The 19145-nt window shown below is 34.5% G+C and carries 24 protein-coding genes and 5 pseudogenes; 8 read left to right on the forward strand and 21 right to left on the reverse strand.

The annotated features are described in order from the left end of the window. Positions 1-227: 227 nt before the first annotated feature. Positions 228-368, reverse strand: coding sequence for a hypothetical protein (locus CJ483_RS24345; RefSeq protein ID WP_182916951.1), 141 nt, complete (start codon positions 366-368; stop codon positions 228-230). Positions 369-674: 306 nt separating this feature from the next. Here CJ483_RS24345 and CJ483_RS03220 point away from each other — a divergent pair, with 306 nt between their 5' ends. Further along, on the forward strand, positions 675-866 hold the full coding sequence (locus CJ483_RS03220; protein WP_120031880.1) for an aspartyl-phosphate phosphatase Spo0E family protein: 192 nt from the start codon (positions 675-677) through the stop codon (positions 864-866). A gap of 48 nt (positions 867-914) precedes the next feature. On the opposite strand, the gene CJ483_RS24890 is transcribed toward CJ483_RS03220, so the two are convergent. Next, complete coding sequence (locus tag CJ483_RS24890) at positions 915-1040, reverse strand: hypothetical protein (RefSeq protein ID WP_259455554.1); 126 nt, start codon at positions 1038-1040, stop codon at positions 915-917. A 342-nt stretch (positions 1041-1382) separates the two neighbouring features. On the opposite strand from CJ483_RS24890, the gene CJ483_RS03225 reads away from it, so the two are divergent. Next, complete coding sequence (locus CJ483_RS03225; protein ID WP_120031882.1) at positions 1383-1718, forward strand: L,D-transpeptidase; 336 nt, start codon at positions 1383-1385, stop codon at positions 1716-1718. A gap of 131 nt (positions 1719-1849) precedes the next feature. Then, positions 1850-2133: pseudogene (locus tag CJ483_RS24895) on the forward strand (hypothetical protein). 207 nt (positions 2134-2340) lie between these two features. On the opposite strand, the pseudogene CJ483_RS24900 reads toward CJ483_RS24895, so the two are convergent. Then, positions 2341-2454: pseudogene (locus CJ483_RS24900) on the reverse strand (DUF1064 domain-containing protein); the annotation flags it as partial. On the opposite strand from CJ483_RS24900, the gene CJ483_RS03240 reads away from it, so the two are divergent. Next, positions 2445-2696 carry a hypothetical protein gene (locus tag CJ483_RS03240; protein ID WP_142927208.1) on the forward strand — a complete coding sequence of 84 codons (252 nt, stop codon included), beginning with the start codon at positions 2445-2447 and terminating at the stop codon, positions 2694-2696. The pseudogene CJ483_RS24900 and the gene CJ483_RS03240 overlap by 10 nt on opposite strands. 184 nt (positions 2697-2880) lie before the next feature. Here CJ483_RS03240 and CJ483_RS03245 read toward each other — a convergent pair whose 3' ends face one another. The 10 genes and pseudogenes from CJ483_RS03245 to CJ483_RS03295 all read right to left on the reverse strand — a co-directional run. Then, entirely contained in the window at positions 2881-3345 is a 465-nt protein-coding gene (locus tag CJ483_RS03245) for a GNAT family N-acetyltransferase (protein WP_120031888.1), read from the reverse strand. Positions 3346-3577: 232 nt separating this feature from the next. Then, positions 3578-3643: pseudogene (locus CJ483_RS25640) on the reverse strand (helix-turn-helix domain-containing protein); the annotation flags it as partial. 556 nt (positions 3644-4199) lie between these two features. Beyond that, entirely contained in the window at positions 4200-4811 is a 612-nt protein-coding gene (locus CJ483_RS03260) for a class I SAM-dependent methyltransferase (RefSeq protein WP_120031890.1), read from the reverse strand. A 502-nt stretch (positions 4812-5313) separates the two neighbouring features. Then, entirely contained in the window at positions 5314-5841 is a 528-nt protein-coding gene (locus CJ483_RS03265) for a GNAT family N-acetyltransferase (protein ID WP_120031892.1), read from the reverse strand. Between the two features lie 748 nt (positions 5842-6589). Further along, on the reverse strand, positions 6590-6775 hold the full coding sequence (locus tag CJ483_RS03270) for a hypothetical protein (RefSeq protein WP_120031894.1): 186 nt from the start codon (positions 6773-6775) through the stop codon (positions 6590-6592). Between the two features lie 68 nt (positions 6776-6843). Beyond that, positions 6844-7347 carry a DinB family protein gene (locus CJ483_RS03275; RefSeq protein ID WP_120031896.1) on the reverse strand — a complete coding sequence of 168 codons (504 nt, stop codon included), beginning with the start codon at positions 7345-7347 and terminating at the stop codon, positions 6844-6846. Between the two features lie 727 nt (positions 7348-8074). Continuing rightward, positions 8075-8305, reverse strand: a complete 231-nt coding sequence (locus CJ483_RS03280) for an aminoglycoside adenylyltransferase domain-containing protein (RefSeq protein ID WP_120031898.1) — start codon at positions 8303-8305, stop codon at positions 8075-8077. A gap of 39 nt (positions 8306-8344) precedes the next feature. Beyond that, positions 8345-8800 carry a hypothetical protein gene (locus tag CJ483_RS03285; RefSeq protein WP_120031900.1) on the reverse strand — a complete coding sequence of 152 codons (456 nt, stop codon included), beginning with the start codon at positions 8798-8800 and terminating at the stop codon, positions 8345-8347. Between the two features lie 188 nt (positions 8801-8988). After that, positions 8989-9624, reverse strand: coding sequence for a hypothetical protein (locus tag CJ483_RS03290; RefSeq protein ID WP_120031902.1), 636 nt, complete (start codon positions 9622-9624; stop codon positions 8989-8991). Then, positions 9625-10063: pseudogene (locus tag CJ483_RS03295) on the reverse strand (ankyrin repeat domain-containing protein); the annotation flags it as partial. A gap of 941 nt (positions 10064-11004) precedes the next feature. Between CJ483_RS03295 and CJ483_RS03300 the strand changes: the two are divergent. Beyond that, a complete protein-coding gene (locus CJ483_RS03300; protein WP_120031904.1) occupies positions 11005-11616 on the forward strand; it encodes a hypothetical protein in 612 nt (203 codons plus the stop codon). Positions 11617-11813: 197 nt separating this feature from the next. On the opposite strand, the gene CJ483_RS03305 is transcribed toward CJ483_RS03300, so the two are convergent. Continuing rightward, positions 11814-12272 (reverse strand): hypothetical protein, encoded by a 459-nt coding sequence (locus CJ483_RS03305; RefSeq protein WP_120031906.1) that lies wholly within the window; start codon positions 12270-12272, stop codon positions 11814-11816. A gap of 360 nt (positions 12273-12632) precedes the next feature. On the opposite strand from CJ483_RS03305, the gene CJ483_RS03310 reads away from it, so the two are divergent. Beyond that, positions 12633-13121 (forward strand): MarR family transcriptional regulator, encoded by a 489-nt coding sequence (locus CJ483_RS03310; protein ID WP_120031908.1) that lies wholly within the window; start codon positions 12633-12635, stop codon positions 13119-13121. A 3-nt stretch (positions 13122-13124) separates the two neighbouring features. Further along, positions 13125-14312 carry an MFS transporter gene (locus CJ483_RS03315; RefSeq protein WP_120031910.1) on the forward strand — a complete coding sequence of 396 codons (1188 nt, stop codon included), beginning with the start codon at positions 13125-13127 and terminating at the stop codon, positions 14310-14312. A 527-nt stretch (positions 14313-14839) separates the two neighbouring features. Here CJ483_RS03315 and CJ483_RS03320 read toward each other — a convergent pair. The 7 genes and pseudogenes from CJ483_RS03320 to CJ483_RS03345 form a co-directional block, all read right to left on the reverse strand. Further along, positions 14840-15739 (reverse strand): DMT family transporter, encoded by a 900-nt coding sequence (locus tag CJ483_RS03320; protein ID WP_120031912.1) that lies wholly within the window; start codon positions 15737-15739, stop codon positions 14840-14842. 58 nt (positions 15740-15797) lie between these two features. Next, complete coding sequence (locus CJ483_RS24905) at positions 15798-16118, reverse strand: GNAT family N-acetyltransferase (protein ID WP_342753629.1); 321 nt, start codon at positions 16116-16118, stop codon at positions 15798-15800. 8 nt (positions 16119-16126) lie between these two features. Further along, positions 16127-16267 (reverse strand): hypothetical protein, encoded by a 141-nt coding sequence (locus CJ483_RS24910; protein ID WP_259455555.1) that lies wholly within the window; start codon positions 16265-16267, stop codon positions 16127-16129. A 551-nt stretch (positions 16268-16818) separates the two neighbouring features. Further along, positions 16819-17106, reverse strand: a complete 288-nt coding sequence (locus CJ483_RS24350; protein WP_182917181.1) for a hypothetical protein — start codon at positions 17104-17106, stop codon at positions 16819-16821. A 15-nt stretch (positions 17107-17121) separates the two neighbouring features. After that, positions 17122-17357 (reverse strand): annotated as a pseudogene (locus CJ483_RS03330) (IS1595 family transposase); the annotation flags it as partial. Positions 17358-17474: 117 nt separating this feature from the next. Then, positions 17475-17753: a DUF3784 domain-containing protein gene (locus tag CJ483_RS03335; protein ID WP_120031914.1), complete on the reverse strand. Its 279-nt coding sequence runs from the start codon at positions 17751-17753 to the stop codon at positions 17475-17477. A gap of 382 nt (positions 17754-18135) precedes the next feature. Continuing rightward, entirely contained in the window at positions 18136-18348 is a 213-nt protein-coding gene (locus CJ483_RS03345) for a helix-turn-helix transcriptional regulator (protein ID WP_220702323.1), read from the reverse strand. 283 nt (positions 18349-18631) lie between these two features. On the opposite strand from CJ483_RS03345, the gene CJ483_RS03350 reads away from it, so the two are divergent. After that, positions 18632-19096, forward strand: a complete 465-nt coding sequence (locus tag CJ483_RS03350) for a hypothetical protein (RefSeq protein WP_120031918.1) — start codon at positions 18632-18634, stop codon at positions 19094-19096. Positions 19097-19145: the final 49 nt, after the last annotated feature.

Below are 19145 nucleotides of genomic sequence, written 5' to 3' on the forward strand. Positions count from 1 at the left end.
GATATTTTTAATTTTTTGTGCGCTATTCTCGTCTTATCCTTCTCTATCTCTCAGTTTATAACGAGCCTTCACCATGCAGGCGGCTTTCGCCGCACACGGCGATCCGTCAGCGATAGATCTTAAAACTTATTTCCCCGGATAAATTACAGTTCATAAGTCTTATAAAACAAGAAAGCCTACACTGTTTACGTTTTATCATTCCGCTCATATCTAAAAAATAACACCTGCTATAGATCAGCGCTGACATCTAATACTTGATATACGATCTCTTTTAAGTTCGACAGCTTTGGAACCTGCTCCTTTTGGTAATTTCCATTCAATACATTTCTTACCCGAATTTCTACTAATGCGCTGTTTGCTGTAAACATTACGCATTTCCCCCAAGTGCAATTGTTAGTTCCATATTTAACTTTATATTTCCCTTCTTTATCGGGAAAATCAGCTATCTCCTCTACTAAATACCCTTCTTAATGCAGCTGCTCTTGCGTTTTATTCAAACTGTAGTGAATAGGTACCAACACTATTTATTCCAAAGGCCGGGAGCTTCCCCGGCTTTTTTATTCATTTTTTTGTAAAACTTAAGAAAAATATTACTTTTAATGTAAAATAAAAGTATAATATTACCTTTAACACCTGCCGATATATATAATACTAAAGGTTTAGGGGTGGTGAAAATGAGCTTACAAAAAGAAATTAAAGAAGCCGATGAGTTAATAAATCAAATCAATAACATTCGAAGCCTCATGATCTCAACAGGAATGCGTAAAGGTTTTACCGATCTCCAAACGTTAAAATACAGCGAGGAATTAGACAAATTACTCAATAAATATCAGTTAATACACTTATCCTTTCCTTATAAATCGTAGTCAGAAGCTTTCCTGGCCTTTTGCACCTTTCTTACACCTTCGAATAAACTATTTTGTATTCAATGGCACCCAGCTTTCACTTAATTGGATACGGTCGTTGATAAGCCAGGCAAAAGCCAGGCTTATTTGTATATTTCTGTAGAAGTTGGAAATACTGTTTAAAGTAGTACTCATCTGTAATCCTCCTTAGAATATATAGGCTAATCATTGTGTCAGGGCTTCCCTGGCTTTTTTATTTTCTTCTTTCCAATTGCTGAACTAAATCCAAGATGTATTTTTGATGATTCACATATTCTCCCACTGAATTTTCATTGGCAACATGAGAGCCAATACACCTTTCTACATCTGAGATTAATTTTCACAACTTCTCTTATTAAAAATTTTTAATTTATGATTTTATTAAAGGTCCAATTGGTTTCCTTCTTTGCTTTTCGACTCACTGTTTGATCAACTCCTGTTAATTAACAAATTCTTGAACTACTTCATACAATAATCAAAAAAATGGAGTTGATCCTCATGGTGAGATGGATTGATGTATCAACATCAAAACATCAATTGAGACTGTTGGATGGGAACAAGCTCATAAAAACTTATCCAATAGCTGTTGGAAAAATATTGTCGCCAACACCTTCTGGGACATACACAATTATCAATAAACAACATAATCCCGGTGGACCATTTGGAGTGCTTTGGATGGGATTATCCAAACCTCATTATGGTATACACGGAACAAATAACCCAGCTTCTATTGGTAAGAATGTCTCGCATGGGTGTATTAGAATGTTTAATCACGATGCTTTAGAATTATCATCTAGGGTTCCAATCGGCACCATGGTTTCTATTCATAAATAGCTCTGTTAATCTCAACACCTTTACCATATAGTTTGTAACTAAAGCGCATCGTTAATTGAGCAATTTTGCTTCTTTTGGATAAATAAATTAGAATGCCACCATACTACTCTTAAAAGGTGGTGAATTAATAAATGGATTTCCCTACAATACACACAAACTTTTGGGATGCTGTTATTGCTGTTCCTGTAGTGATGATCCTACCCCAGTTGATAAAAGTCTTTTTCACCCCCCTAAAACGTTTGTCCCTCTAGTAGCTCTTTTGCTTGGAGTACTCATATCCGTCTTTATCAGCCATAGAGGCCATCTTATAACTGGGCTATTTATGGGCTGGTTTTATGGCTATGCAGCCATAGGTTCTTATGCTTCTTTAAAGACCAGCATCTTTGCTTATTTAAAGAAAGTGAGACGTGAATGATGTTAATTTAACGTCCCTCTTCTTTGGTAGCTGTCATTGTCTGCATCTAATCAGTTATCCCCTCACTCCTCTTTCTTTTTCCCAGATCACTCTACTTTCCTAATGGCGCCTCTGTCTGCTCCCCCCATCTTCTTTTTCTCTCTCACATAAGCCCGATACTCTTCCATTGGTAAAAACCCCCTCATGATCCGGACTATAGGTAAGCAACATTTGATCATTCGTCTGCAGCCGTTTCAAATGCTCACAATACTTGGCTTCAGCCTTGCTATCGAACGTGATGCCGTCCACCACTGCTTTCCTAGAGCCGTATTTTGACCTCACAGACTGGTAAGTATCTATCAGATATAGAAAATGACGAGTATATGTTGACGAATACCTTTAAAGCCGAAGTTATTGATACTTACTATGACCACCGAGGACAGGACAATATACCACTCTCCCTCTTCGCTTTTGATTTTTGGCAGAACACAAAGTATACGTATCGAGACGTGGATGACGTGAATAGTCACGAGGTTAAAGCCAATGATGAACAAATGGATAAGGCTTTGGCGAAGATGTATTGAATAAAACGGAAACTCCCACTGAAGACACATGCAGTGGGAGTTTCGTTTTGCTTTGTTTGCCTAGTATCTATGAGAATCGATGAAGCGTTTTTTCGAATAACTATTATAGTTTTTATAACAAAGCTTGATAAGCTTAATAAATCCTATTAAACTAAAGCCCCCTTTAGTTCGATAACCATTTCTTCTAAAGGTACAATTTTAATCCCTCATGCGATGCCTTGAAACCTAACTTTTTATAGAAATGAAGTGCTTCGGGTCTCTTTTTATCTGTTGTTAATTGAACCATATGACATCCACGCTCTTTGGCACGCTGAATCGCCCATCGAATTAACATAGATCCTACACCTTTCCCACGTTCTAAAGATGCAGTACGCACACCTTCAATTGTGGCCCTCCATCCTCCTTGGTGAGTAATGAATGGAGTATATGTAATCTGTTGAACACCTACTATTTCTTCACCATAACAAGCCACAATCAATTCATTGTTTGGGTCAGAGTTGATGGATTGAAATGCCTTTATATAACTTTCTGGCAAAGGCTGTTTATAAAGCTCTCTTTTGTTTCCTAAAACGTCATCCGAAAGCATATACACAATCCTGTCCAGGTCTTGTATTGTTGCTTCTCTAAATGTAACTTGATTTGTATTCATTAAAATTTCCTCTCCAATGTAACCATGATAAGTTTTATTCCATTAATGATAGTTGAGATATTAAGCAAAAGTCCCCGTTAGTTAAAAAAGCAGTATCACTATTAGGCATTACTTTTAATAAGGATTTGGTTATTGGGGTAATCTTTTACGAGCCGCTCTAATGTTTTTTGCTGATTATTTCCTATATCACAAAGATTCGATAATCTCTCTTTTGGAATATTCGATACAATGTTTATGAAAGTCCAGATTCAATCATACCTATAGTTTGGCGTGTAATACCAACAGCTTTAGCTAGATCTGCTTATTTGAATATTTTCATATAGACTTTTATTGAATTGCCATTATCATTTTTATCTGCTTCTATGAGCAAGTATGCTTCTTCGTCTATTTTATGAATATTCATATCAGAGTCTTTTAATGGTACAGAGTTAGATTGAATTATTATAGGAATACAGAATAACCATTTTTGATTAATTTGTTGTCGGTATTCATTTTTACAATTCTATAATTTAAGTTGTAAATCCTTCTTCAACTAACCTGCCCCTATAGTTGTTGATGATGTAAATAGTCATGAGGTTAAAGCGAATGAGGAACAGATGGATAAGGCTTTGGCGAAGATGTATTGAATAAATGACAACTCCCACTGAAGAAATTGAATCCAGTGGGAGTTTTGCTTTGTTTGCCGGGTATCTATGAGAATCAATGAAGTGTTTTTTCAAATTACTATTATAATTTCTATAACAAAGCTTGATAAACTTAATAAATCCTATTGAACTAAAGCACCTGTTAATTCAACAACAAACTCTTTTAACGGTTCTCCGTGTTTTTGTAACTGCAAGTTTTAAGTCCATTCTTTACCGATGTCCCTTTTTTGAATCCAGAATAAACATAGATGCATCCTGTCCCATGAATAGTTTATTTCCAGTATAAAAAGTTTTGAATTGAATGTCCCTATACCCGATTTTAGTCATCATGTCGGTTAACTCTTCTGGATTAAATCCGTTATGAACAATATCTGAAACTACTTTTTCATTTATATTAAAATCCACTATTAATAGATGTCCCCCTTCATTAAGAACATCAAATAGTCTTGATAAAACGAATTCAACATCAGGAATATGGAGTAGAACTTGAGCCATAAAAATATAGTCGGCATGTAAATCCGACGGTCTTTCCTTTTCAATATCAAAGCATAGTGTATCTGCATTCTGAATATTAAAATCCGTTATTTTTTGTTTTATTTGATTTATCATATTTTGTGACGTATCCAGAAAAAGTATAGAATGAAACTCGTTTAACAAATTCACTCCGACAAGACCAGTTCCACATCCAAAATCAATCGCATTCTTACTTTTAGCGTCAACTAAATAATTACGGATGGCATCTGAGCATACCTTTGCAATTTCGATTCTTTCAGGAGTGTCATATTTATTAGCTATCATTTCAAACTTATCAGTATTTCCCATTATGATCTCTCCAATCAGGCATAAAAAACAAACCTAAACACTCAAAAAATGTCATTTTTCAACATACCACTCTGTATATAATAATACAACTAACTTGCCCATTAGTTTAAGAAGAAAATCATAAAAATAGGACGTTCAATTGTACTTGATTATAATTTTTCAATAAGGATAGGATAACACACTGACCTCCCTCTTCGCTTTTGATTTTTGGCAGAACACAAAAGTATACATATCGAGGCATTGATGATGTGAATAGCCATGAGGTTAAAGCCAACGACGAACAGATGGATAAGGCTTTGGAGAAGCTGAATTGAATAATTGAAAACTCCCACTGAAGACATTGAATTCAGTGGGAGTTTCACTTTGTTTGGCTGATAGCCCTTCTAGCGCAAACAGGTAAAGGATTTTTTAAATTACTATTACGATTTCTATAACAAAGTTCGATAAGCTTAATAAATCCTATTGTACTAAAGCTCCCGTTAGCACAATAAGATAACTAAGTCTATTGCTGCAAATCAGAGGGTAACATTCCATATACAATACTATCTGTCCATTCATTTTTATTCCAAAAATTTTGTATGAAATGGGCTTCCTTTCTCATGCCTATTCGTTCACACAATTTTTGTGAAGCTGTATTCCGTGCATCAAGATTAGCTTGTATGCGATGTACATTAAATTCATCAAATAATTTATAGACCAAACTACTTACTGCTTCTGTTGCCAAACCTCTCCCAGCTACTTCATTTGAAAAACTATAACCAATCTCAACAGTATCCTTCATGTCTGTATACCATACGGATAAATCACCAACTACTTTAGTCTTGTATATAACTGCCAAACTTAACATTGATTCTTTAGTGAGTACACCGTTTGCCAGCTTCTTATTAAATCTTTTCTGCATATCTTCATGAGTCCACTTATCATGTAATAGGAATTTACATGTATCATCATTATTATAAATAGCAAATACATCCTGTAAATCAGTACTCTTAAAAGGTCTAATTATTAATCTTTCTGTTGTGATTTCCAAGTTAGCTCCCCTCCCTTACATTCATTCTACAAACCAAACAAAAACCTATAATGTTTGAGGATCAAGTAAAAAAACATAAATACCAGTAATGCCATTATAATCCTAAGGGTTGTTTACTGAAAGTGCAATAATGGAAAATCAATCCTATTGTTTCACATAAAAGAATGATTGACCTAAAAACATTTTTTCATAGTATCTACACTTCCTTCTTAGATTTTATCTTGATTACCTATTTCACCATAGTAAATTAAAATCCTTCTTCCACTAAACTGCCCTTTAGTTTAAGAAGAAAATCATAAAAAATAGGATTTTCAATCGTACTTAATTATGATTTATCAATGAGTAAAAGATAAAACACTGCTCACCCTCTTCGCTTTTGATTTTTGGCAGAACACAAAATATATGTACAGAGGCATTGGTGTTGTGAATAGCCGTGAGGTTAAAGCGAATGAAGAACAGGTGGATAAATCTTTGGCGAAGATGAATTGAATAAACGGAAAACTCCCACTAAAGACATGAAAATTTAGCGGGAGTTTCGCTTTAATTACCAGATATCTATGAATGTTCATCCTCATGAGAATAGACTTTTTTTGAAATGATAAAGTTGCTCAAATAATAGTAATTAAAGCTTTTCGGTTAGAAGTTATAAGTTTTCTTCTCATTGTGATAATAAAGTTATTTAATTCTTCTTTAACTAGAGTACCCATTAGCCTAAGTGTATTAAATAAAACAGGCTGTCTTAGAAATTCTAATGTATATGATCATATTCTTCATTTTCTAAAATTGTAACAGCACGAATTTTAGCATCTAAAAAGTTAGACTTTATTTGTTGTTTGGCTTCTTCAAAATTAAATGCCGTTACATTCTTATAGAAAATTACACCAGAGAGTTCATATTCAACTGTATAAATATCCTTTTTTTCATTTTTTTCCAAAGTAATACCCTCCCCAAAGTTATTTAAAGAAGTTTAGCAATCAAATTACATTTTTTACTTTTTCTGAATTACATTTTAGGGGCGTCCATACCTATCACAGCCCATTCCTCTTTTGAAGGACCATATAAACCAGGAACTGTTAAACCTGCTTGGCGCATAAGGATTGTCATTTGTCCTCGATGATGAATTTGATGTTGAATCATAAAAAATAAAAGGTCTGAATTTGACATTCTCTGTCCAAAAAACTCCTGTATTTCCCCAAGACTCTTATCATTCCATTGGTTTTTTACAGCTTGAGACAAAGCGCTACTTGCTTGTCGATAGGAGTCAGATATGAACTTTGCTGAAGTCGGAACAGGATAATCTTGATTGGGAGAGTCAAAAGAAAGGTCTGTTCGAGATGCTATAACGCCAATTGCTGTTACAGTATGCCAAGCTATCCTTCCTAATGTCCAATTTTGAGATGTTACTTTCTGGAGTAAGGATTCATCTGTAAGTTGATTGAGAATTTTTTGGGTAGCTCCTGCTTCAACATCCCATACTTTAAAAAAACTATTTAGTGTTTGAAACATATTTATCCTCCTTACTTAAATACTCCATAAATATATTCTATATCCTCTCAAGATTTCCTATTAATACCACAAAAAACGGATATATTTTTCAAATGACTTTATTGTCACTAAGTACATCTAATAGAATTTTTGTTTTTTTAGCTTTCATTTATAGTATGGTTCGCCCATATTAATTTCAAAAGCAATTACCGAACTTATGCACAAAGTTTTTTCTTCATCGATATTTAAATACTAAAAGAAAAGGGAGTAAAAAAGAAAACAACTATGTCCAAACAACTGCGCCAACCAAACCAACTCCGCTAACTACGGAACCAGCTCCTAAAAAAGAAGCATTTAAAAACTGTACGGAACTTAGAAATATCCAATAGCGCTGACAAAGGACACTCGCTTATGATCCAAAGCATGACCGTGATGAAGATGGATGGGCTTGTGGAAAACAAGTATGCTTCAAGTTACCTATTAAGAAAGGGACCACTTCAGTCCCTTTTTCTATTTTCTTTAACCTGCTTAGTTGTTGCTTTAAAATAAAGCTTGATTAAAAACACCTCACAAACTAGTATTCTACGATAAATAAAAAGAATCCATTCTAAAAAAGATTGATCAAAATGAATTCTTTTCCGACATATTAAGTTTAGTTTTTATAAAAAAAGTTTAATCACTCTCTAGCAGTATTTCTCTACAATCGTTCTTTTTTCTTGAGGACGCATTTACATAATGATTAGATGTTCTACATCCTATTACAACAATTAAGCATGTAGTCCATACATTGCAGGGCGTCATTAATCCGGCGTTTCTTAGAATTATAGTAACGTACACCTAACCCTTCTTGGATACTTATCGCTTCTCTAATAATGTTATGCCATCTTTCTGGCATGTAATTGATTGCATATTTGCCTGTATCTATTTTTGAAATGATTTCATAAAAGGCCGTCATGTCTCCTCCGGAGCATTCCACCATCAGGTTAGCTCCAGTGCAGCGATAGCTGACGGCCTTTTTCTATATAGTCACACACGAATCTGTCAGTTCAAAATACCACTCTAGGAAGGAGTTAAAGCTTTTCCATTGCGAATTCAATTTACCGGCAAAAAAATCCTCCATCTGCTGGCCCAACCCTAAACCTAACACTTCGTCTGTGTTCTTATTATAAAAAAAGCCAAACTCCCCTTCGAAGTTATCCAACGGAATATATTCTTCAGGCAGGTTTAACACAGCATGAGTTCTCTCCATACCTAATATATAATCAGAAGAATTGATCATAAACCAACAAATCTGATAGATTTCACGTCGTTTGCTAAGGAAGGTCGGCCCATCCTCTGCATGCAAATAAAATGTAGCAAAGTCTGAACTCAAATCGACGCCTAACTTTACCATTGCATGTTCATACTCCTCTGTAACGTCTTCAAACCACCAGTTTTTGCTTTTGCAATAATCGATCACCTTTTCCGATAACATCTCAACTGCTCCTTCGATATAAAATAAATTATCTAAATTATAACCCTGAGTATATCATTCCTTCTTTTTCTGTCTTAGATGGTTTAAGACACTATGTAGTGAATCAAAGCAAGGCACATCTTTATCCTTACTTTGTTTCCAGCAACCCTCCAGAATCAGTTCAATTACTTTACGCTCTCTGCGTTAAATCAAGAAAATTGCCAAAAACCTGCTACTGGATGTTGGACCTCAGTTACCCCTATTTTGGCGAAAATATATAGTGATCCAAAACCAAAAGGATAATTGTAATCGGGATGAAGCAGCGTTTCGGGGTAACCATCTTCATCTACTTGAAATAAAAAAGAAAATGATTCCTCCTTTAGTTTCGTAAAATAATAGTCTTTATTTTGAATAAGCCTCGGGTTTCCACCGAGTTTGATCAAAAAAGACTGATCCATGGATTTTTCGTCATTGCTTATTTCTCCGTCTGAAATTACATGTTTTATAAGACCTAGATTAGTAAACATATCTTTGACGCTTTCCGTTGAAATTGGATGCTCAATCACCTTTATCGAGCAATTCGGATAAACATTGTTGTCCAAATATTCCTCATAGTCCTCTGGGATGAAGATTGAAATCATGCTCTCAGGTTTAAAGGGATGGACGAGGCTCAAGTAAAAATAATATTTTTGGTTACTTTCGTGGATAAGATCTGCTTGACCATCAAAGAAGTCAGGTGCATTCCCGCCGATCCAGCCTGTACCATGCTCGTTCGATAGGCCTGGCTCCGCATAATAGAGAATACAGTCTGTCCTCTCAACTAAACTATTCATACGGTTCTTCATTTACAACTCTCCCTCAAGAAAATGAATGAGGTGCATTTCAGGCTGCACGAGGAACTCTGTAAAGCTGCATAAATCCGCATAAGTCTGATACTCCACGTCATAACAGCCTATCTGACCTTTTTTCTTCGAATTCCAAACTAGCTGCAGATCGGAGTAATGGCCGATATCAGCTGATAAACGCAGCAGCTTTTGCCTGCCAAATTCCCTCTTAATCGTATTGGTCAATGTGACCAGTTCATCGGTTAATTTATATTTTTTCAGCTCATACTTTTTGTTTTCCATATTATGTATAGCAAATGGCTCCAGCGATTTTAAATAGTCGGCCAAAACTGTATTTTTATTATTGATTGCAGTTGTATAAGGCCGCTCGCCGCCCTTTTTACGCTAAAGTAACGCCCACGCTTTGTTCAATCAAAAATTTGACCATGACCAAATAACCGTGCATTAATCTAAAGAGCACTATTTGGTTTGACACTCGAGCAAGAATCTGCCACCAGCTCCGATCCATCATTAATATTCATAGTTATAAATGGAATGCAAGGATTTCCCACAGCTAATTATAGCTATACCAAAATACAGCTAAAATTAATGTTCTTCCCTGGTGTAGATTGCAGAAAAACTAAAGGACAAGTTTACAGTCGCTACGAGCACCCACTATACTGACAAAAAGTTGTTTAAAGATACAAAATGATTAGGATACATAAATTCTTTTTTAGGTGTCTTGGAGCCATATGCATCATTGAACTTAATCATTTCCGAAAAGGGGAATTACACACCCACCTCAACAAACTTTGACCAAAATCTATTATTCTATTTTATTGAAAACACTCTTGCCTCAGATGGAGATTATTTATTTTATGATGATTTAGGAAACGAATTTGCAAATTTTATTTCAATTAAAAACTGAGTAACAAAACAATGGGCTATACACTTAAAGGTTGTCTAGGCTGTTTAGACCTATTCATATTGTTACCTCTTGTAGTTGGTGGATGTATTGCATACTTCAGCGCAAAAGAATATGACGAGCCAGAGGAATCTGTTACTGAAAAGGTTGAAGAAGCAACTCCTAACAATGGATAATGCCCACTAAAGAAATATGCAGTGGGAGTTTCGCTTTGTTTACCTGGTATCTATGAGAATCAATGAAGCGTTTTTCCAAATTACTATTACAAAGTTTACTAATTTTAATAAATCCTATTGCACTAAAGCACCCGTTTGTTTAAGCACAATTATTCACATACTTTATCAGAAATGCTTATTCCTTTATATCTTACTCACCAGAAGATAAAAATTCAATTCGCTCTTGTTTTTTCTTGTTCATCAAGTAAAGTAACTTTAAAACAACAAATATTATACATGGCAGAAAGGAGTAATATATCTATGGGCTTTAAACTCTCTACACCTAGTTATCAGATTATTTTTAATGGCTCTGCTATCAATATTATTGATTTAGACACTAATGAAATGACTGCCAAATTTAAGGACTTGAAATTTGCATACCGTGGTATGCTCAATCCAAACAAAAATACTTTTGTTGCAAAAAGTAATGACGGAGCGCTTGCAATTTACTCTTTAGACAGTATGACATTAATATCCAAATATAAAAAACGGGGTATACGCTCTCCGCAAGATGGAGACTTTTGCTTTGGCCCACAAGGTAGTTTTCTGAACCTAGAATATAACCCAAAAACTTTGCTTAGTTCTGTTGTTGTTCATGATGATGTAACCCTTGAGGAAAAATGCAGATACTTTGAGACTGAACATTTTGTGCTAGATACTGTGGAATATGATAACGAAAAAGAAATGTTTTATATTATCGGGTTTGAAAGGTTATGCTCTAATAATCCACGGGACTCTCAAAATGAATACTTTGAAATGTTTTTTGACGGTAGCCAAATTATCCAGAAAAATAAGATTACATTCAAAAGATATGGGTATCTATGTTATCTAAAACATACATTAAGATGGCATCTAGAATACGCACATCCATAAAAATAAAATTTCTAGCGGGAAAGCCCCCGTGTGGCTTTCCTGCCCTTTCCCTACTCCTGCTGGCCAGATACAATACAAATTTTATTCATTATTTCTCCCAATTTTTATATGTACAGATGTAATTCAATGTAAAAACCTTGAAGTCCCTATTCAACTAAACTGCCCCGTTAGTTGAACAAGGAATCTCTTTAAATCAATCATTCCAGCAGCGTTTTTAAAGCTTCCTCAATATCTATTTCTAGGTCACTTTTTGATAAATCATATAGTGTACCTGAACCTTCAAAGTAACCACTAAAGTAGTACCATAATTGAATCGTATGTGCATAAAAATCATCATCAAATTTTGGGCCATCATAATCTATCGCTATTTGAGAACGATACTCTTTTTCTAGACATTTTTCGAAAGTTAAGTCCTTTATTTCATCTCCATCAATATCCCTGCAAATCCAAATTCTTAGATGATGTTTCCCTTGGATTTCGAATGCATTTCCATACTTTCTTTGGAGAACTTTACTACATTCTTCTCCTAATTTTTCTAATTCAATTATCTTTCTTTTTAACTCTTCGTTTATTACACTTTTTGGGATCAGAATGTATTTGTCATCAAGTTTATTCTGTTCACTCTTCTTAAATAACCTTCTGAATTTATCGAACATATCCCCCCCTATCTAGAGAAACCATTATTTAAGTATTCGATTTCTTCTCAAACTAACGGGCCCGTTAGTTTAAGAAGAAAATCATAAAAAATAGGACTTTCAATCATACTTAGTTATGATTTTCCAACGATTATAAGATAACACACTGATCATCCTCCTCACTTTTGATTTATTAATTTTTAGGATAATACAGGAAATTACTTCTTACCCTTTACATGCTACGGCATGCTTTTTTATTTTTTTGCATTGCAGTGCTATTTTCACAGATTACATCATTACTAACACTTGATATTACTTTTTATTAACTGGTAAACTATAATTATTAACCGGTTAATAAAATTAAAAAACAGGTGATATACGATGAATCATATGGATAAAAAAACGGAAGTATTAAATGCTTTGCAGCAGTTAATTAAAGAGAGAGAAGCTGTTCAAAAAAGAAGGAGTTTCAATAAAAAAGAGACAGAAGACTCTATGATGATGGATTGGACACTTACTCAATTACACATCGTTTCCACCATCAAGGAACAAGGATCTGCGAATAACACATCACTTGCCGAAACGTTGCATGTGTCCAAGCCAGCTATCACGAAGGCTATTCGAAAAATGTTAGAGAAACACGTAATTGTTAAAACCAGACAAGAAGATAATCAAAAGGAAGTTCACTACCGCCTTACTGAGTTTGGAGAACAACTTGCTTCTATTCATGCAAGGCTGCATGAGCAGGCAAAAAGTCGATATTTGAGTTTGCTGGACGGCTTTAACACAGACGAGTTGGATACCATTATCGCATTTTTAAAAATGATAACCGACAACCTCAAACATAATGACATATCATTTGGAGAGTAACACATGGCAAAAGATATGGCGCAGGGAAAATTGTTTGTCTTATATGTCTTGAGTATTAGCGCATTTTTTGCTTCTTTAAGCCAGAACATCTATACACCGATTATTCCCATCATCCGAGATTCCTTTCATGTGCCCATCAGCTGGGTGAATTTCACAGTCAGCAGCTTTATCTTTATTATTGTGGTGATACAAATCCTCCTAGGAACAGTGGTTGATCACAAAGATAAAAAAAGATTGTTATTGGTCAGCCTTGTGTTGATAGGTGTCTCAGCCGCCATTTGCGCTTATACGGACAGTTTTGTGTTATTTCTGTTGTTCCGGATGATTCAGGCTGTCGGGGCTGGCATCATCCCTTTGGTTGTCATCAGTATTGTGGCACAACAGTTTGAAGGTGAGGCAAGGGGCAGTGCTATGGGAACCTATCAAGTCCTGCTTATCCTTGCCCCTGCCGTGTCGCCTGTCCTCGGAGGGGTTATTGGAGAGTATTTTGGCTATGAGGGTGCCTTCCTTTGCCTTTTGATGATCGCAGTTGTGCTGCTTATTTTCATTGCTTATCTCCTGCCAGACGAGAGACAGACTAAAACGATTAAAAACCAGCGTAAAGGATTCATAGGGGCGTATAAAGCAGTTTTTTCTCATCACAATGGCGTCAGTATCATCATGGTTAGCTTTATAGTATTTTTCACTTATTTTGCGATTCTCGTTTATCTGCCCGTCCTGCTCCATGATCATTATCAGCTAACTTTACAGCTCATTGGGTTGTTATATTTACCACTCCCTGTCAGCATGATTATGGGGAGCATCATGTTCAAAAAGTTACAGGAAAATATATCGTTAAACAGATTATTGATACCCCTTTTGATCACCATGCCCTTGTTAATCATACTGTTTGGTGTATTTCATACACAATCACTTATTGGATTAAGTATGATTTTATTTGGATATGGAGTCGCAGTGGGATTTTCTGCACCTCTTTTTTCAACGCTTGTTGGTAACGAATACATTGAGCATAGAGGAACAGCTTTAGGATTATTTAATTTTGTGCGTTATTCAGGGATGGCACTTGGAGGAATGGCTCCAGCCTTATATCATATCCTGCCCGGACCTGTTTTATTTGTACTGCTTGGTATTTTGCTGCTTTTAGTTTCCGTATTGCCGCGCAAAAACTTTCAAGGCAGGAATGTTTCTTAAAATAAATAGGCAACGGGTATGGGGAGGAGTCTAATATCCAGTGTATGTTGGTTTTTACTTCACAACCTGGCCATCTTGTAGAATACAAGGTATAAACAACGCTTTTCAACTAATCTGTCCATTAGCTCAGGAAGAAAGCCATAGAAATAGGACTTTCAATCGTACTTGGTTATGATTTATTAACGAGTATAAGATAACACATTAATCACCCTCCCCACTTTTACCTTTTGGCAGAACACAAAATATACGTACAGGGGCGTTGGTGATGTGAATAGTCATGAGGTTAAAGCGAATGAGGAACAGATGGATAAAGCTTTAGCGAAGATGTATTGAATAATTGAATAAATGAAAACTCCCACTGAAGAAACATGCAGTGGGAGTTTTGCTTTGTTTGCCTAATATCAATGGATGTTCATCCTAGTGAGAGTAGACCTTTGTTTTCAATGATACAGTTGCTGAAACAATGATAGTAATAAAAGCTTTTCATTTAGAAATTCTAAGTTTTCTTTTCATTAACATAATTCCCGTTATATAGAGTGGCTTTCAGGTTTAAAATAGCTGGAGTTTTTCCAATTAAAAAAACAAATCCCTAAAAAGATAAGTGTTGTTCCTAAAATCTGAACTATATCCATGTGTTCCTTTAACAATAAAAACGCAAATAATACTGTCAACGGTAATTCAAGAATGCTAATAATAGAAGAACGTGCTGCTCCGATATATTTTACCGAAGCAAACAAAAAAAGGTTGGCCAAAACAGAAGTTGTTATAGCAAAAAACAGAGACCACATAATCAAAGGTAAAGTCATTTTATCAGTAAATAGATATACAGGAGGCATCAAAACCAAAAGACATATTGTACAAAAAAAGGTTGTGTATCCTGTTACAATCACTGGTTCAAACGTATTAAGTTTTTTGTTGGTCCAGTACAGCATCCATCCAAAAGCAATACTTGCCGTTAAGCTAAGTGCTACTCCTTTAAGAGACAATGAATAAAACTCTCCCTGAAACACCTTCATGACTAATGTTTCGCCCAAAAAGATAATCAAAAGACCCCAAAGTTGCAAAAGCGATATTTTTTGTTTGTCAAATACGTATTCTAAAACAATAATTATTGCTGGGTACATAAAAACAATTGTCATAACTAGCGAGACACTCATATAGTTAATCGCATAAAATAGAGCAATTGTTGTTCCAGCTTTACCAATTGCACCAGTTAGAATGAAATCGATGAGGTTAGAACGTGTAAGTTTAGGTAACTTTTGGCCAGTTGCTTTTATATAAATAAAAATCAATATGGCTGCAATTAAGCTTTGATTAAGAATAAGGCTGTTAGGTGTTAGATTGTCCTTGTAAGCTAGAACAAGAAATACAGTAGGAAGAGCGAAAAAAATCGTTGATAAAAAAGAATACATATATCCTTTGAGCATCACATACCCCCAATCTCAATGATAGGATTCATCGGAGAAACCTCTTTTAATTCTTTCACTATTTAATTTCGTAATTTAACCAAACGGCTTTTTTCGCTCCCATTTTATCGTATAATGCTTGAGCCACTACATTATCATGTGCAGTTTCCCAAGCCATATGGGAATAATCATTTTCTCTCATGTGAGAGAGACAAGTTTCAAATAGCCTCTCACCGACCTTTTGGCCTCTTATAGTAGGCGAGACAAATAAATCATATAAAAAAGCCATTCTTTTTGCCTCTAGTGTATTAAACATAAAATACAGTGTAGCAAACCCAACCAATTGATTTGTCTCGGTCTCTGCAACAAACTGAATACCTTCCGAAGGATTATCAAGCAAATGGTTGACTAATTTTTTAGTGAATCCTCACTTGGACGAGGACATTGATAAAAATCTACAATGTATTCATACATAAGAGGCAATAGCTGTGTCACATCTTTCTTCTCTAACTTTCTGATTTGAATTGTCTTTAAGTTCGCTGTACTCATAAAAACTCCCACCTTTATTTTATATTTTAGACATTTTATACTTGCAAGTTTTATGCCTAATTAACTGAATTATCGGAAAAGCCAATATTCAACTCGAAAATAAACCAGGATCGTCAACAAACATAAACATTTTGAGCGCATTAAGAATTAGACTTATTTATTCTTTTAAAGCTCATTTTTTACATTTTTTATTTAAAAAGGAATAATTTATTCAATTTTTAATAAGAAGCTGACAACAAAAAGAGAAAAATAAATTTACTAGACAAACAAAAGAGCTCCCCAAATCAGGGAAGCCCTTTTATCTAACATAAAATTCGATACAGGAAATTCAACAAGAAGTTTGTTCTTTTTCTCGATTTATTTCAAGTAAGGTTTTTATCTTTCTTTTCCCAGTGATCCTACAGTGAGTATAAAATAGCCACACAAATTGAAAACATTATAAGCATAAAATAAAGTATTTAAATTAAATCTCTGTCAAACTTTATTGATGATAACTGAATACTATCTAAGGGAAACCCTTTTGTATATGGGTTTCCCTTAATTATGAGGGCTTATCTTTTTTTAAATTCCACAATCCAATAGTTGATGAATGTGATTATTGGGATAAAAAGCACTAACACTACTATACCTAAACTGCCAAATAATCCATCTGTCTGTTTATGGAATGTTTGAACATCTATTTTATAGAGAGCAATTGTTGCTATTGATAAAATAACTGAATTAACTATAAAGGCAACTAACAATCCCAACCATTTGCTCTCCTTTCTCTTTAACCACCATAAGGAACTTATCATAGAAGCAAATAGAGAAATTATGATAATAAAAAACACTATATTCATAAACCAACCCTCCCTATGTCCTGTACTTTCGTTACTGCGACTACCTATAAACAAAAACCAATCAAGGTAATTGTCAAGGCATTTTGTTGAAGAACCTTTGAAACGGTCTATCCATTGTTTTATGCAGAAATGGAGACCGTTGGCGTTTTAAATATGGTATAAACCTTTGATAACGTACTTACCATCATTTGATTTGATTCAATTAGATAATGTTCTAATCCTTTTTCTTTTGCATATGTTTTATAAGCTCTTCAAGCGTCTGTTACAGTACATTGCCAGTATTTTATTATTAGTACAAGCAAAACAGCACAGGTTCTGCCCAAGAACTGAACCTGTGCTGTTTATTACATATGAACCTCTCTAAATGGTTACTCTACCATTTTTGCATTCACATATACTACTAGTCCTAGGATTACAAGCACGCAAAAAGTAACTAAATATCCTGGAGGTTTAACACCTACCAATCCGCCAAGAATCATTATACATCCAAGAATAACCTCAGTTCTCCCAACAATCTTTGCAAGTTTTGTTTTATCTTTTACGCGTTTTTCATTAAATCCTGATAATAACCACGTCATTTTTTTGACTCCAACCAAATAACCTAACACTAAAAAAATAATACCAATCACAATTAAATTAATATCCACTTCTCAATCCCCCTTTAAAATTTCTTTACAATTAACGGTACAATATAGAAAGGCACGTAAAGCGTTAATAAGAGATACAATAGCAGCATTTCGTTATTCAAATTGATTGTTAGTAATCGCCTAGCATCCAACACTAATAATAAAACCAAGAACGCATTTAATAGATACACACTTCTTAAAGACCATTTTGATATATTAGCATTTACTCGATCATCAAATTCGATTTCATCTGCTTTCATTTTAGTCCGAATATATTTAGCTAAAACAACAAGGAGCGCACATATTATTAGCAGCATCCATTTTAATATGGAATCTTCTAAAGCATATAAAACAAGTAACAAACTAATAATTGGTATGTATGTGAAGATTGTTTTCATCCTTACTACTCCTCCATCCAAAATAGTTGGTCTACTGATACTTCTAAAGCATTTGCGATTAATAAACAAACTTTAATTGTTGGATTATACTTTTGTGCTTCAATTAAATTCATCGTTTGTCTTGTTACACCTACAATTTTTGCTAAATCACTTTGTGTTAAGTTTCCTTTTTCAATTCGCTTCAGCTTCACAGAATTTTTCACTTCAATATCTTTCAAAAATAAACCACCTTTCTGAAGGCAATTCAGTAATTCGGCTTAAATGTCTCCAAACACATTGTAACATATAATTTAACTATGTCATATATATATGACATTCAATTATAAAAATAAGCCCAAAACAATACTTCAAATAGTGATGTTTTTATAAAAAGTTACAGAAAAAGAATAAAAAATTCATTAACGTAAAACGATCATACTTAAACTAACGAGACAGGACTGTGCAACTAATGTTACAATTTATGATATATATTTCGATAGATAAAAATAGGGCAGGTCGAATATGAATAGATTTCTGAAATTATTTATAGGGCTGTATTTAGTTTTTGCATTAACAGGGTGTTTTGGTGAAGATTATGATGTGGGAGTGCCAACTGCTCATTTAAATTTGGATATTGCATCTGTACAATTAACAGAAGCAAATATTAGCTGGGTTACAGCAAGTGAAGATGTACAACAAAAGATAGAGGATACTGAAAAATTTGCATCATCACTGGATGAAATAAAGGTTTTTTCAAATCAGAAAGCCTCTTTAGATTTTAAAGAAAACGAAGAAAATGGGGGAGATATTTGGACAGATCCCAAAATAACAGTTTTCCTATTAAAAGATGACCAACGAATCGAACTCCCATTGGGTGATTCAGGAGAATTTCAATTCCCAACTAATAAAGGTAATTACGTTCTGGAAGTGACATTTATAAATTCGGCAGGGAGTGCTCAGTATTTAGGAAATGTTCTAATTCAGTGATTAAAACACGCCTGTTGTTGGAGTAGCAAACGCTTTAGTTCAACAAGGT

The sequence above is a fragment of the Bacillus sp. PK3_68 genome (assembly GCF_003600835.1).
In the GTDB taxonomy this organism is placed as follows: domain Bacteria; phylum Bacillota; class Bacilli; order Bacillales; family Domibacillaceae; genus Pseudobacillus.

Excerpts from the sequence above, each read along its gene's own strand:
- CJ483_RS03260 (WP_120031890.1), bottom strand. The coding sequence starts at position 4,811 with ATGGGAAATACTGATAAGTTTGAAATGATAGCTAATAAATATGACACT.
- CJ483_RS03305 (WP_120031906.1), bottom strand. The coding sequence starts at position 12,272 with ATGTTCGATAAATTCAGAAGGTTATTTAAGAAGAGTGAACAGAATAAA.
- CJ483_RS03285 (WP_120031900.1), bottom strand. The coding sequence starts at position 8,800 with ATGTTATCGGAAAAGGTGATCGATTATTGCAAAAGCAAAAACTGGTGG.
- CJ483_RS24345 (WP_182916951.1), bottom strand. The coding sequence starts at position 368 with ATGTTTACAGCAAACAGCGCATTAGTAGAAATTCGGGTAAGAAATGTA.
- CJ483_RS03225 (WP_120031882.1), top strand. The coding sequence starts at position 1,383 with ATGGTGAGATGGATTGATGTATCAACATCAAAACATCAATTGAGACTG.
- CJ483_RS03275 (WP_120031896.1), bottom strand. The coding sequence starts at position 7,347 with ATGTTTCAAACACTAAATAGTTTTTTTAAAGTATGGGATGTTGAAGCA.
- CJ483_RS24890 (WP_259455554.1), bottom strand. The coding sequence starts at position 1,040 with ATGAGTACTACTTTAAACAGTATTTCCAACTTCTACAGAAATATACAA.
- CJ483_RS03315 (WP_120031910.1), top strand. The coding sequence starts at position 13,125 with ATGGCAAAAGATATGGCGCAGGGAAAATTGTTTGTCTTATATGTCTTG.
- CJ483_RS03220 (WP_120031880.1), top strand. The coding sequence starts at position 675 with ATGAGCTTACAAAAAGAAATTAAAGAAGCCGATGAGTTAATAAATCAA.
- CJ483_RS03310 (WP_120031908.1), top strand. The coding sequence starts at position 12,633 with ATGAATCATATGGATAAAAAAACGGAAGTATTAAATGCTTTGCAGCAG.
- CJ483_RS03350 (WP_120031918.1), top strand. The coding sequence starts at position 18,632 with ATGAATAGATTTCTGAAATTATTTATAGGGCTGTATTTAGTTTTTGCA.
- CJ483_RS24910 (WP_259455555.1), bottom strand. The coding sequence starts at position 16,267 with ATGAGTACAGCGAACTTAAAGACAATTCAAATCAGAAAGTTAGAGAAG.
- CJ483_RS03300 (WP_120031904.1), top strand. The coding sequence starts at position 11,005 with ATGGGCTTTAAACTCTCTACACCTAGTTATCAGATTATTTTTAATGGC.
- CJ483_RS03280 (WP_120031898.1), bottom strand. The coding sequence starts at position 8,305 with ATGGTGGAATGCTCCGGAGGAGACATGACGGCCTTTTATGAAATCATT.
- CJ483_RS03320 (WP_120031912.1), bottom strand. The coding sequence starts at position 15,739 with ATGCTCAAAGGATATATGTATTCTTTTTTATCAACGATTTTTTTCGCT.
- CJ483_RS24350 (WP_182917181.1), bottom strand. The coding sequence starts at position 17,106 with ATGAATATAGTGTTTTTTATTATCATAATTTCTCTATTTGCTTCTATG.
- CJ483_RS03245 (WP_120031888.1), bottom strand. The coding sequence starts at position 3,345 with ATGAATACAAATCAAGTTACATTTAGAGAAGCAACAATACAAGACCTG.
- CJ483_RS03290 (WP_120031902.1), bottom strand. The coding sequence starts at position 9,624 with ATGAAGAACCGTATGAATAGTTTAGTTGAGAGGACAGACTGTATTCTC.